This window comes from Brevundimonas sp. NPDC046655 (assembly GCF_044901625.1).
Classification (GTDB): domain Bacteria; phylum Pseudomonadota; class Alphaproteobacteria; order Caulobacterales; family Caulobacteraceae; genus Brevundimonas.
In genome coordinates this window covers 1526460-1538684 of the sequence record NZ_JBJDPV010000001.1, presented here as the reverse complement: position 1 = coordinate 1538684, position 12225 = coordinate 1526460, and the positions used below count along the sequence as shown (strand labels likewise).

13 protein-coding genes are annotated in these 12225 nt (G+C 65.7%); 4 read left to right on the top strand and 9 right to left on the bottom strand.

The features are described from left to right. The first annotated feature begins 131 nt into the window (after nt 1–131). A complete protein-coding gene (locus ACI2KI_RS07575; RefSeq protein ID WP_404618845.1) occupies nt 132–659 on the top strand; it encodes a porin family protein in 528 nt (175 codons plus the stop codon). A gap of 82 nt (nt 660–741) precedes the next feature. On the opposite strand, the gene ACI2KI_RS07570 is transcribed toward ACI2KI_RS07575, so the two are convergent. From ACI2KI_RS07570 to ACI2KI_RS07540, 7 genes are all read right to left on the bottom strand, one after another. Beyond that, nucleotides 742–1008, bottom strand: a complete 267-nt coding sequence (locus ACI2KI_RS07570; RefSeq protein ID WP_292084450.1) for a hypothetical protein — start codon at nt 1006–1008, stop codon at nt 742–744. Nucleotides 1009–1108: 100 nt separating this feature from the next. Then, nucleotides 1109–2254 carry a beta-ketoacyl-ACP synthase III gene (locus ACI2KI_RS07565; protein WP_404618843.1) on the bottom strand — a complete coding sequence of 382 codons (1146 nt, stop codon included), beginning with the start codon at nt 2252–2254 and terminating at the stop codon, nt 1109–1111. A gap of 149 nt (nt 2255–2403) precedes the next feature. Further along, a complete protein-coding gene (locus ACI2KI_RS07560) occupies nt 2404–4467 on the bottom strand; it encodes a capsular polysaccharide biosynthesis protein (RefSeq protein WP_404618841.1) in 2064 nt (687 codons plus the stop codon). 219 nt (nt 4468–4686) lie between these two features. Continuing rightward, on the bottom strand, nt 4687–5505 hold the full coding sequence (locus ACI2KI_RS07555) for an HpcH/HpaI aldolase/citrate lyase family protein (RefSeq protein ID WP_404618839.1): 819 nt from the start codon (nt 5503–5505) through the stop codon (nt 4687–4689). Beyond that, on the bottom strand, nt 5505–6182 hold the full coding sequence (locus ACI2KI_RS07550; protein ID WP_404618837.1) for an SDR family NAD(P)-dependent oxidoreductase: 678 nt from the start codon (nt 6180–6182) through the stop codon (nt 5505–5507). The genes ACI2KI_RS07555 and ACI2KI_RS07550 overlap by 1 nt, the downstream gene beginning before the upstream one ends. Before the next feature lie 65 nt (nt 6183–6247). Then, nucleotides 6248–7144: an ROK family protein gene (locus ACI2KI_RS07545; protein ID WP_404618961.1), complete on the bottom strand. Its 897-nt coding sequence runs from the start codon at nt 7142–7144 to the stop codon at nt 6248–6250. After that, entirely contained in the window at nt 7141–7635 is a 495-nt protein-coding gene (locus ACI2KI_RS07540; protein ID WP_404618835.1) for a GAF domain-containing protein, read from the bottom strand. Before ACI2KI_RS07540 ends, ACI2KI_RS07545 begins: the two co-directional genes overlap by 4 nt. A gap of 173 nt (nt 7636–7808) precedes the next feature. On the opposite strand from ACI2KI_RS07540, the gene ACI2KI_RS07535 reads away from it, so the two are divergent. Further along, nucleotides 7809–7988 (top strand): hypothetical protein, encoded by a 180-nt coding sequence (locus ACI2KI_RS07535; RefSeq protein ID WP_404618833.1) that lies wholly within the window; start codon nt 7809–7811, stop codon nt 7986–7988. Continuing rightward, nucleotides 7985–8134 (top strand): hypothetical protein, encoded by a 150-nt coding sequence (locus ACI2KI_RS07530; protein ID WP_404618831.1) that lies wholly within the window; start codon nt 7985–7987, stop codon nt 8132–8134. The genes ACI2KI_RS07535 and ACI2KI_RS07530 overlap by 4 nt, the downstream gene beginning before the upstream one ends. 673 nt (nt 8135–8807) lie before the next feature. On the opposite strand, the gene ACI2KI_RS07525 is transcribed toward ACI2KI_RS07530, so the two are convergent. Then, on the bottom strand, nt 8808–9743 hold the full coding sequence (locus ACI2KI_RS07525; protein WP_404618829.1) for a MurR/RpiR family transcriptional regulator: 936 nt from the start codon (nt 9741–9743) through the stop codon (nt 8808–8810). Between the two features lie 234 nt (nt 9744–9977). On the opposite strand from ACI2KI_RS07525, the gene ACI2KI_RS07520 reads away from it, so the two are divergent. Next, the gene (locus ACI2KI_RS07520; RefSeq protein WP_404618827.1) at nt 9978–10781 is read left to right on the top strand and encodes a hypothetical protein; all 804 of its coding nucleotides are present in this window, start codon (nt 9978–9980) and stop codon (nt 10779–10781) included. 249 nt (nt 10782–11030) lie between these two features. Here ACI2KI_RS07520 and ACI2KI_RS07515 read toward each other — a convergent pair whose 3' ends face one another. Further along, on the bottom strand, nt 11031–12119 hold the full coding sequence (locus tag ACI2KI_RS07515) for a hypothetical protein (protein WP_404618825.1): 1089 nt from the start codon (nt 12117–12119) through the stop codon (nt 11031–11033). Between the last annotated feature and the right edge of the window lie 106 nt (nt 12120–12225).

Sequence of the window (12225 nt, the reverse complement as noted above, 5' to 3'; positions counted from 1 at the left end):
GCACACGGGTGGGGGCGTGTATTCGATCTCATATGGAACGGCTGTGCGGGATGCCCATTTAACTACTCGCTGGATGGGGCTGGTGACCGCAGAAGTCACCGCATCTAGTTTTACTAGGAGTTATAGAAACAATGCGTAACATTCTTCTCGCTGCCGCCGCCATTTCTGCTCTCGCCGCTCCGGCCTTCGCTCAGTCAGGTCCGGACGCTCGTGGATACGGCTCGCTGGGCTACACGCATGTTGAAGGGGACAACGCCACGACCGGCGCCGTGACCGGCCGTCTGGGCGTGAACCTGAACCGCTACCTGGCGGTCGAGACCGAGGCCTCGGTCGGCGTCAAGGACGACGACTTCACCGTCGCCAGCGTCGACGGCTCGATCAAGCATGAATGGGACGCCGCCGGCTACGTGGTCGGCAAGTACCCGGTCAGCGACAAGCTGGAACTGTTCGCGCGCGGCGGCTACGGCCACACCGAGCTGAAGCAGGAGTTCCCGGGCGCTAACACCGACGTGGGCGGCGACAGCTGGAACTACGGCGTCGGCGCCAACTACTACCTGGACGGCAAGAATGGCGTCCGGGCCGACTGGACCCGTCGCGACTTCCGCGACAACGGCGGTGAAGCTGACGCCTATTCGGTCAGCTACGTGCGTCGCTTCTAAAGCCTGTTCCCCAGTCTGGCGCTGGATACGACGAAGGCCCGCTCCGGAAGGAGCGGGCCTTTTCGTTCGTCTGAGAAGGGGGTTAGGCCAGGCCCGGGGCGAGGGCCCAGCGCAGCGAGTTCTCGCCGAAGGGCTTGATGAAGAAGTCGCGGTAGCGCTCGAAGACCTCGATGATCTTCGTCTTCAAGTCCTGGGTCACCGACTCGCCGCGCTGACGTTTCAGCGCCGCCACGCAGTTGACCACGATGTCCTGATGGGCCGAACCGCCCATGTGCTTCAGCACCGTGGCCACGTCATGGGCCAAGGGATCGCTGAGCTTTTCTGCCCACGGTGAAACGGTCTGAGTCATTCGGGCGCCATCCCCCCTCGCTCTCAACACCTGTTACGGTTTGCAAAATTTTCCGAACAGTGCAAGCGCCGCCGGAAATATTGATTCCCGTTATCTGGCCTCAGGGGCGCTTTTGCACAAAAACCGTGCCCGCCGAGTAACCCGCGCCGAAGCTGCAGATCAGGCCGGTCTCGCCCGGGGCGAAGCCGTCGTGATGCAGGTGGAAGGCGATGATCGACCCGGCCGACGATGTGTTGGCGTACTCGTCCAGGATGATGACGTTCTCTTCCGGCTCGGGTTCGCGGCCCAGCACCTTCTTGCCGATCAGCGTGTTCATGTTGATGTTGGCCTGGTGCAGCCACATCCGCTTCAGGCCGTGCGGGTCCAGGTTCAACTCGGCGGCGTGGTCCAGGATCATCTCCGAGACCATCGGCACCACCTCCTTGAAGACCTTGCGGCCCTGCTGGACGAACATCTTGTCGCTGAGGCCGTCGGAGGGGATCGGTTCGTTCGCGCCCGTCGGCAGGGCGGCGCGGTTCAGGAAGCCGAAGTTGTTGCGAATGTTGTTCGAGAAGCTGGTCTTCAGCTTGGTGCCGACAATGTCCCAGCCGCCCGGTCCGGCCTGATCCTCGGCCTCGACGATGACGGCGGTGGCCACGTCGCCGAAGATGAAGTGGCTGTCGCGATCCTTGAAGTTCAGGTGGGCCGAGCAGATCTCGGGGTTGACCATCAGCACGGCCTTGACCGAGCCCGAGGCCACGAAGTCCGCCGCCGTCTTGATGCCGAAGGTGGCCGAGCTGCACGCTACGTTCATGTCGAAGGCGAAGCCCTCGATCCCCAGGGCCTGCTGCACCTCGATGGCCATGGCGGGGTAGGGGCGCTGCATGTTGGACGCGGCGCAGATGACGGCGCCGATCTCGCTGACCGGCTTGCCCCAGGCCTTGATGGCGGCCTGCGCGGCCTTCACGGCCATCTCGGCCAGGATCGACAGCTCGTCGTCGCCGCGCGCGGGCAGGTGGGGCAGCATCCGCTCGGGGTCGATGATGCCCGACTTGTCCATGACGAAGCGCGACTGGATGCCCGAAGCCTTCTCGATGAAGGCCTCCGAGGACGGCGTCTTCATCTCCAGTTCGCCGGCGGCGATGGCCTCGGCGTTCTCGGCGTTCCACGCCTCGGCCCAGGCGTTGTAGGCGGCGACCAGTTCTTCGTTCGAGATCGATTGCTCCGGCGTGAACAGGCCGGTGGCGGAGATGACGGCTTTTTGCACAGTGTAGTTCCCTAACGCTCGGCGCGCGGCGCCTCGCTGCATGAGGGAACATGGAGTCCCCGGCGCTCGACAAGTCTTATGTCGGCGCCTCGCGGCGAAGTTCGGGCGCCTCGCGGGCCGGACTCAGTCCGTTGCGATGACGAACTTTCTCAATAGGCCGGTGGAAGGCTGCGGTCGAGACTGGCCTTGATGCCGCGCCACCATCTGTTGATCCGACCGCGCGGCGGGGCGGGCAAGGGATGGTCGCGCGCCGCGATCAGGGCCTCGACCAGGTCCTCGGCCTCGCACGGCCAGCCGTCCGGGGTGACATAGACGGGATAGCCGATCAGGGCGGAGTGGATGACGGATTGCAGGCTGGCGCGGCGGGTGCGGCGCTCGAACGTCAGTCGGTCGTCGGTCAGGCCCCAGCCCGCATAGAAGGGCCGGCCATAGACGCTGACCGGCTTGCCCCGCATCAGGGCCTCGAACCCCGTGAGCGACGTCAGCGTCGCCAGCCGGTCGCAGGCGTTCAGGCAGTCGATAATGTCCAGGTCGTCCGCCGAGGCGTCGACCTCCTCCATCGCCGCATGGTCCAGCAGGCCGGGCCGGTTGCCCGCCGTCACGTCGGGGTGGTTGCGATAGATCAGGAAGGCCTCGGGATGATCCGCCCGCGCCGCCTTCACCAGCCCGGAGTTGGTGCGCAGGTCCGGCCCGCAGCCCATCATGATCGAGCGGTCGTTCTCGACCTGGCCCACGACCAGCAGGATCGACCTGTCTTTCGGCCAGTGGGCCGGGACGCCCGCCCCCTTCAGATTGTATTTCGACAGGCCCGCCTCGACCACGCGAACGCGCAAGCGCTCGGCCCGCGCCGCCTGATCCGGCGACGGCTCGCCCGCCTCGATCAGGCTTTCCAGGCGGCTGGGCCGGGTCGGGTCGTAATAGACGCCCTGATCGTCCAGAGCGACGGACAGGGCGCCGAAGAAGTCGGAGCCCAGGCCGCGCGATCGGATAAAGCCGTCCTCCATGCGCACGACCGCCCCCTCGAAGGCGTCGGCGGCGGCGCGGATCTGCGGCGTCTCCTTGCCGGCCCACCAGATCAGCTTGCCGTCCGTGGCCCGCGCATGGGCGACGGCGGCGGCGGCGCGCCAGAAATAGCGGACGCGGCCCTTGGGCGAGTTCAGCAGGCGGCGCACCGGTGGCCGCTTGGCCGGGGCGAAGCCGACGGCCGCCCAATCCCCCGCCAGCCGGTCGGCCCGGTCGCGCAAAGCGATCAGCCTTTCCAGCGCCGCCTCGGCCTCACATCGCCGGCCGGTGATGGGATCGACATAGCGGGTGTAGGCGATCAGGGCCGCCGCCGCGACCTGCTCCAGATCGCGCGCCACGCCGCGCCGCCCGGTCGACACCGCGTCCGTCGTCAGGCCCCATCCGGAATAGAAGGGCGCGCCGAAGCAGCGCACGGGCAGGCCCCGCAACAGGGCTTCGAACCCCAGGGCCGAGGTCACGACATAGACCGCGTCCACGGCCGCCAGCAGGTCAGCGGGCCGCACGTCGGTGTCGATCAGGGTGACGCCGTCCAACTGGGCCGCCGGGATGCAGCCTTGCTTGCGCCCCGCCGCCACGGCCGGGTGGCGCTTGACGATCAACTGGGCGCCGGGCTCGTCGCGCCGCGCCGTCGCCAGCATGTCCGAGAAGCTTTGCTCGCTGGCCAGGCCATAGCCGATGGAGGCGTCGCCGAAGGTTTGGTCCACGATCAGGACCCTGCGGCCGGGTTTCAGCACGGCGGGGTCCAGCGGCCCGCCCATATTGGTCTTGGACACCCCCGAGGCCACGATCGTGTCGATCAGGCCGCGCGCCCGGCTGCGCATCGTGGCGTCGAACCAGTCAGGCGCCGTCGCGATCAGTTGCTCCAGGCGACTGGGCCGGGTCGCGTCGTAATAGACGCCGATGTCGTCGACGATCAGGCTGAGACTAGTCGCCCCGCTCTCGCCGATGCCGACCGAGCGCAGGAAGCCGTCCTCCAGAGCGACATAGGGCTTGCCCTGCTTCTCCGCCCAGCGCCGCCCCGCCGCCGCCGTCGGCTTCATGCCCCAGCCCAGCACCGCCTCGGTCTGGACGCCCGGCAGGGCCGCCAACTCGTAGTCAGGCAGGAAGGCGGACAGAAACGGCGCCCTCAACACCCCCGGCGCACAGACCCAGGCGCGGGTTTTGGACGAGGGCGGAAGCGGTGCGGTCATGGGGTTTGTCTACGGTTTGCCGTAGCAGGACGCCACCCCCGCTCTTCCTTCGCCCCTTGTGGGAGAAGGTGGCAGGCGGAGCCTGACGGATGAGGGGTGTGAGCGCGCCCCCTATCCGAAAAGTGCTCCAAGCCAAGTCGCCAAATATTCAAACGGCGCCGCCGACACCCCTCATCCGAGCGCCTCCGGCGCCCACCTTCTCCCACAAGGGGAGAAGGGTCAGAGTCCCGCCAGCAATTCCTTAGCAGCATGAAGATGCAGCCGCTCCACCATCTCGCCCTCGACGCGGATGACGCCCAAGCCCTCGGCGTCGGGCGCGGCGAAGGCCGCGACCACGTTCTTCGCCCACTGCACCTCTTCGGCCGACGGCCCGAACGCGGCGTTGGCTCCCTCGATCTGCGACGGATGGATCAGGCTCTTGCCGTCAAAGCCGTAGAGCCGCCCCTGCGCGCACTCGGCCGCGAACACGGCCTCGTCCTTGATGCGGTTGAACACGCCGTCGATGACGCTCAGGCCGTTGGCGCGGGCATGGGCCACGATGGCCGCCAGCCAGGGCTTCAGCGGTTCGCGATCCGCCGAAGCGCCCGTCTTCAAATCCTTGGCCAGATCGTTGACGCCCAGCATCAGGCCGCTGAGCGCCCCGTCCGCCTCGGCGATGTCCTTCAGGTCCACCAGGGCGCGCGGCGTCTCGATCATGGCCCACAGATCGACGCCGGGGCGCAAGGCGCCCGAAAGGGCGTGAACCATGACGGCGCTCTCGACCTTGGGCGCGACGATCAGATCGACCGGCGCGTCGCGCAGGACCTTCAGGTCGTCGGCGCCCCAGGGCGTGTCCAACCCGTTGATCCGCACGCCCAGTCGCGGCCCGAAACCGCTCTCGCGCGCCGCCGTAACCGCCGCCGCGCGCGCCTCAAGCTTCATCTCGGGTGCGACCGCGTCCTCCAGATCCAGCACCGCCACGTCGCAGGGCAGGGTGCGCGCCTTCTCGATCGCCCTGGTATTGGAGGCGGGCAGGTAGAGGACGCTGCGCGCCCGCATCAGACGCGGCCTGTGACCGGCAGCAGGGCGCCGGTGATGGCTCGCGCTTCGGGCGAGGTCAGGAAGAGGATGGCCGCCGCCAGATCGGCCGGCGCGACCCACTTCTTCGGATCGGCGTCGGGCATGTCGGCGCGATTGGCCGCCGTGTCGATGATGGACGGCAGGACGGCGTTGACCGTGACCGAGGTCGCTTTCAACTCTTCAGCCAAGGCCTCGGTCAGGCGATGCACCGCCGACTTCGACGCTGCATAGGCGCCCATGCCGTGCGCGGCCTTCAGCGCGCCATTGGCCCCGACGTTGACGATCCGGCCCTCATTGGAGGTCTTCAGATGGGGCAGGGCGGCGCGGCTGGCGTTCAGGGCGGTGGTCAGATTCAGGGCGAACATGCGGCCCCATTCGTCGTCGCCGCCCTCGATCGCCTGCCAGATGAAGCCGCCGGCGATGTTCAGCAGAGCGTCCAGACGTCCGAAATGGGCCGCGACCGTCTCGATCGCCGTCTTCGCCGCCGCCGGGTCGGTCAGATCGACGCCGCCGACCTCCAGCACGCCCTCGGGCACGGCGTGGCCGCTGGCGTGGTCGATGACCGCGACCTTCAGCCCTTGCGCCAGCGCGGCCTCGACCACGGCCTTGCCCAGCACGCCGTGTCCGCCGGTGATCACCACGACCCGTTGGCTCATTGTCCCGCTCCCTTGAAGTTCAGGCGGCGGACCATAGCGGCGCCCGTGGCGCGATCAATCGGGGATCAGCCGGACCAAAGCCGCGCGGCGCCGCGCACGCCCGAGGAATCGCCCCACTTGGCCGCAAGGATTCGACCGCCCCAATGATCGGAAAAGGCGTGGCGGGCCACGACTTCAGGCAGGCGGTCGTACAGTTCGCCCACATTCGACATGCCGCCGCCCAGAACGAAGACCTCGGGATCGACCAGATTGACCACCATGGCCAGCATCCTGCCCAGCCGGTCTATATAGCGTTCCAGAGCCGCCGCTGCGCCCGCGTCGCCGCTGCGGGCGGCCTCCACGACGGCCTGCGCCTTCCAGGCCCGTCCAGTCGTCGTCTCGTGATCGCGCTGGAAGCCGGTGCCGGACACCCAGGTTTCGAGGCAGCCGCTCAGGCCGCACCAGCAGGCCGGGCCGGGCGCTTCTTCAGCGGCGGGCCAGGGCAGGGAGATATGGCCGATCTCAGCCGCCACGCCGTGCGCCCCCTCGACCAGCTTGCCGTCGATGACCAGTCCGCCGCCGCAGCCGGTGCCGACAATGACGCCGAAGACGCTGCTCGCGCCAGCCCCCGCGCCGTCAACGGCTTCCGACAGAGCCAGGCAGTTGGCGTCGTTGGCCAGCCGGACGGGGCGGCCGAGCGTCGCCTCCAGATCCTCGCCGAAGCGACGGCCGTTCAGATAGACGGAGTTGGCGTTGCGGATCAGGCCGGTGCGCGGCGACGGCGAGCCGGGAATGGCCAGGCCGACAGACCGTGCCGGCCCCGCCTCGGCCTCGACCCGTGTGATCAGGTCGGACACCAGGGCGAGAGCGGCGTCATAGCTTCCCGGATTGGGTTCGCGGATCCGCGCGGCGAAGTCGCCGTCGTCGTTCAGGGCGGCGGCTTCGACCTTGGTGCCGCCGAAATCGACCCCGATCCGCATCAGGCGGAAAACACCCTGGCCATCAGACGCTCCAGCGCCTCGGCGTCCACGGCGTCAAAGGCAGCCTTTTCAGTGGCGTCGATGTCCAGCACGGCGATCAGATCGTCCGAGGCGTCCAGCACCGGCACGACGATCTCGCTGGCCGAACGGCTGTCGCAGGCGATGTGGCCGGGGAAGGCGTGAACGTCCTCGACCACCTGGGTCTGGCGGGTCTTCGCCGCCGCGCCGCAGACGCCGCGCCCGAACGGAATACGCAGGCAGCCCAGCGTCCCTTGATAGGGACCGACCACCAATTCCTCAGGCTTCGTCTCGTCCACGACGTAGAAACCGGTCCAGAAGAAGGCGGGGAAGGCGTCCGCCAGCATGGAGGCGACGGTGGCCATTCTCGCCGTCCGGTTCGGCTCGCCGTCCAGCACCGCCAGAATCTCGGCCTCGACCTCCGCATAGCGTTCGGCCTTGTCGGCAGGGCGGTCGTCGCGGGCGACATAGGACATGGCGGCTCTCCTTCTTGAGACCGCCATATAGGCTCCGCCACCGCTCTACAAAGGGGGAGGCGGTGCGCAGTGAAAATTAGAACATAAAGGGAACAATTTACTTGAGGGGAACATCGACCGCGCGTTAGCTTCAGTCCATGCCTGTCCTGCAGGCTGGTTCAGGGGAGAGTAAAATGAGCAGCGCATCGCAGCCCGACGAGAATTTCGCGCGGCAACTGGCGTGGCTGGATCGTGAACTGAACCTGCGGGTCGAGGAAGCGCGGTCGGGTGATCCCGGCAACCGGGCTTTGGCCGTGGGTCTGCTGATCGGTCTGGTCGCGGGCATGACGCGCGGCGGGAAGGCGTCGTCGTGATCGCGCGTGCGGCGCCATCGGCGCTAAACCGCCTGAGGCTGGACGAGATCGATTGGTCGCGCTGTTCTGGCCGGGACCTGCACCGTCTGGCGGAGGGCGCCGCCGAGGCGGCTGCGCGAAAGAAGAAGGTTGTCGAGACCACCTGAGAGTGGCTCAACCCCTGCTTGAAAATCCGCGCGATTTTTCTGACCACCACTTGGTCGACCACCTAACGGTGCCTCAATCACATCCCTCCGCTTGCGAGGGGGGGGGCACGAAGAGCTAGCAGTGGTCATTGGTACGCGATCCGAAAGGCGACATATCAGGCAGCCGTTCTGCCGCGAGGGTACACGCGTCGCATGAGAGGCTTTCTCGTTCCTGCATCAGCCCCGCAGGACCAAAGGCAGGCCCTCTTTGGCGGTCATGACCCGAATATCACGATCGACGGCGCAGCGGACGACCGTTGCGCGTTCGCCAGGCGAACCATTTTCTGATCACTCCGGAGCGAGCTGAGCCGATCAACTAAACGTACGGAATCTGAACAACTGAAGTTCAGTTCTCGGAGGCTATGGGGCGACCCAAAAACAGGGCTCACACGGTTGCGAGAGCCTTACGCTTCGTTGGGGTGCATCCGGTGGAGGCGGTCACCACAAGGCAGATGCCCTCAGCTCTAGTTGATACACTGATGAGCTTAGACCCCGAACAAGCGCTCCAATACTTGGGTGATCCGAACACCTAAGTGGGCCGCTGCGCGCCAGTAGCGGTTATTGATCCAACGTCCAGAAGCGGACCTTGCCGCGGCGCTTTACCGGCTTGAACCCGTTTCTGATGGGGACGCCTCTAGGGCGGGGCGATCACGGACGCCCCCAGGAGCGAGGTCAGCCGAGCAGAGCGTCTCAACACTGCTTCTTCGCCGAGAATGTTTGCCGTGCCGCGCAATAGCGCATCCAGCGCCGCCATCGCGCCGGCGCCGCCCCCGCTCAAAACAAAGCCCGGCTTGCGCGGCACGATAATGCTGATGTCGCTGAGGGGCGTCAGCGGCGACTCCGGGCCGTCCGTCAGGCCGATGATAGGCGTGGTCAGCTTTCGAAATATCGCCGTCAAGGTCAGCGCCGGTTCAGAATATCGGGCGAAGACGATCTGGAGGGCGACGTCCTCCGGCCCAGCGTCAAGCACCCGGCGATTGACGCCCTCCACGCCGCTGCTGTCGACGACCGCCTCCACGTTCGGACGCAGGGCCAGCAGACAGTAGGCGGCATACTGGGCCAGGTAGGCGCTGCTTCCGAACCCTGCGATGAACACCTTGCGGGCGGTCGCCAGACGCGCGGAGGCCTGGGCGAACTGTCCCAGCCCCCCCAAGGGCGCGATCTGACGGATGCGCGTGGCGTCGTCGTCGAGAGACTGATTCCACGGGTCGCCGTTTGACCTCTGTTCGGCCATTACCTCGGAAAAATTTTCCAGAGATCGCAATGCCTGCCGCAACTCGCTGTGGAGACGCCGCTTGAGTTCGGGGTGACCATCCAGACCCAGCCGCGTACTGAACCGGTTGGCGGTGGCTTGGGACACACCGGCGGCCTCGGCAAGATCGGTCAGTCGCATAAGCGCCGCCTCATGGGGCGATGACAGGATCACGTCCGCCACGCGGCGATGGCCGTCGCTGAGCGAAGGATAGACCTCCGCGATCAATGCGATCAGTTGAGATTCGCGAGCAGTCGCAGAGAGAGAGTCATTGGGCGTCATGCCGGTATGATAATTTATTATCACGTAAATCGACACTACGAATAAATTGCTTCATCTCTCCCCGAAGTTCCGTGGAGTGCGCCCATCATGAAATCCTCCCTGTTGTATATTTGCGCGGCCCTCGCCCTATCGGGCGCCGGACCGGCGACGGCCAGTCCTTCCCAGCCCGAGGCGCCCCAGACGATCCGCCTGGTTTCTGAAGACGTCGATCGTTTCTGGACGGCGTATGATGCCGTTCGCGCGACCCCGGATCCGGACGAGCAGCGCCGATTGTTTCAGACCCTGTATCTCGACCAGAGCACGCCCGGCCTCTCCGCCTTCATGGCGGCCAAGGGCTATACGATCGACAATTGGCTCCACGCGATTCGACGCTACCCACGCTACTGGGAGACGGTCAGGCCGCGCACCGCCCTGGCTGCGGAGGCGCTGGATCGCACCGAGCCGCATCTCGAACGCCTGAGGGCCCTCTATCCGGGTTTACGTCCCGCAGGCGTCTATTTCGAAGTCGGCGCTCTACGTTCAGCCGGGACGACCCAGGACGACAAGGTCCTCATCGGCGTGGAAATGGCGACGGGTGACGAAAGCGTCGACATCTCCGAGATGCCGTCGGGATTGCAGAGGTTTTTCCAAACCTATTTCGCCAGCCGGCCGCTCGAGAATCTCGACCTGTTGATCACCCATGAGGTGGTGCACACCCAGCAGACAGGCGATCGCCGCACCCTGCTGGCGCAGGCTCTCTACGAGGGGGTCGCTGACTTCGTCGCGGAGAAGGCGACGGGGCGACTGCCCGACCTGCCCTATGTCGCCTTCGGCCCTGCCAATGATGCGGCGATCAAGTCGGCCTTCCGCCACGACATGGCCGGCGAGGATTTCAGCGGTTGGCTCTATAACGGCCCTGGCGGAGAGTTTGGCGTCGGCGACCTGGGCTATTACGTCGGCTACGCGATCGTCAGCCGCTACTATAGCCTCTCACCTGACAAGACAGAAGCGATCCGGACCCTGATCGAACTCGACTACGGCGACCAAGCCGCCATCGAGACCCTTGTCGCCGCCTCCGGCTATTTTGACGAGTGAGGGACTTCGAAGCCTGCAGTTCTAGGCCGCAGGAATGGAGACGAAATCCTCACGGGCATGTAACGACGATAGTCGGCGCCACTCCCTCTCCGAAGACGTTTGGTCACCGGAGCGCCAGATGCGGTCATCCACCCACGGCCAGAAAGGCGACGTTCCTCTGGGCGCGTCACTTTCAGCAATATACAGGAGATAGGACCACGGCGATTGGTTGAGCGCTCGCCTTGAGGCTTTCTCCCCTTGTAAACAATCCTAGCGCAGCCCCTCGAGCCGACCGCTGAGGTTTTCGGGCGCCGCGATGGTGCGCTCCCATTTGATCGACTTGAGCTGCCAAGCAGGATCCGCTGACTGCAGATCACGAAGCAATCCAGGGAGGTGGGCCGCCCCGTAGGTGACATAAATCCTGTTGGCCGGACTCTGAATGATCCGTGTGGCCAAAGCTCGGTTGCGATAGTCGAGGATCACACGATTGATCGGTTCGGCAGGCGCATCCTTGCTGGATATGGTGTTGACCATGCCTCGACACGCCGTGCCGATCAGCGCCCGTTGCCCTGGTGTCGCGCGGTCCAATGTTCCGATCAGGTTCGCTATGGTCGTGCTCGTTGTCTGATCATCACGCTCGCCCACCGAGCGGGCATAGGCGGCGAAGGAAGGATCGGTTCGGACCAGCCGGTCATACTCTCGTTTCAAGTCACCTGTTGTGACGTCGGCGATCACATGACGCCCGGGATGGAGCGCCTTGTCAGCGTCGAGAAGCGTGAAATATTTCAGCTGGAACTGGAGCCCGCAGGCCTTGCCGAAGGCGAGGTAGTTGTCCGACAGGTCGCCCCCGCCGGCGAGTGTCTGACGAAACCATGCGTCACCTTCCGGGTCCGGCGCGACGCCCTCATAAAAGAGGACGTAGCCGTCGTTCAGCGCACGCTCCAGATCGTAGACGACGCCCTTGTAAAAGCTCTCCGTCCCGATGTGCATCATCCCCTGGAAGACGACCGTCTTTTGGCCGTTCGAAAGCGTGGCCAGAGGCACGGTTACGGGGCGAAGCGCGGCATTGAGCGCCAAATAGTAGACCGGCGCGGTCAGCAGGATCGCCAGCGACGCGAAGCTCACAATGATCGTCAGCGCAAAGGTGCTTGCCCAATTATGGGCTCGTTGGCTGGCAAGCACCTTGCGCACCGCCCACGAGATCGGAAGGGCTACGACCGCCGCGATGATCACGAGCCCTGGAAGCGCCCACCAACCAACCTCCAAAACGACCGGAAGGCTGAGCAGTGCTCCGATCAGGAGCAGGAAGCTCAGTATCGCCCCAAGGCGGATCATCCATACCCGACTGCGGTCGATCATCTGCGCTCCGAACTTCAGGTCAGCCCTTCAGTGTCGGGCAGGTAATCCACAATGCCTTATCTCGCGGTTGGCTCGGCTGACCGAGGGGGCAATCTTCGCCGGGGAC

What these genes read in the sequence shown, in the direction of transcription:
- ACI2KI_RS07575 (WP_404618845.1), top strand. Translation starts at nt 132, where the DNA reads ATGCGTAACATTCTTCTCGCTGCCGCCGCCATTTCTGCTCTCGCCGCT.
- ACI2KI_RS07570 (WP_292084450.1), bottom strand. Translation starts at nt 1,008, where the DNA reads ATGACTCAGACCGTTTCACCGTGGGCAGAAAAGCTCAGCGATCCCTTG.
- ACI2KI_RS07560 (WP_404618841.1), bottom strand. Translation starts at nt 4,467, where the DNA reads ATGACCGCACCGCTTCCGCCCTCGTCCAAAACCCGCGCCTGGGTCTGT.
- ACI2KI_RS07555 (WP_404618839.1), bottom strand. Translation starts at nt 5,505, where the DNA reads ATGCGGGCGCGCAGCGTCCTCTACCTGCCCGCCTCCAATACCAGGGCG.
- ACI2KI_RS07550 (WP_404618837.1), bottom strand. Translation starts at nt 6,182, where the DNA reads ATGAGCCAACGGGTCGTGGTGATCACCGGCGGACACGGCGTGCTGGGC.
- ACI2KI_RS07540 (WP_404618835.1), bottom strand. Translation starts at nt 7,635, where the DNA reads ATGTCCTATGTCGCCCGCGACGACCGCCCTGCCGACAAGGCCGAACGC.
- ACI2KI_RS07535 (WP_404618833.1), top strand. Translation starts at nt 7,809, where the DNA reads ATGAGCAGCGCATCGCAGCCCGACGAGAATTTCGCGCGGCAACTGGCG.
- ACI2KI_RS07515 (WP_404618825.1), bottom strand. Translation starts at nt 12,119, where the DNA reads ATGATCGACCGCAGTCGGGTATGGATGATCCGCCTTGGGGCGATACTG.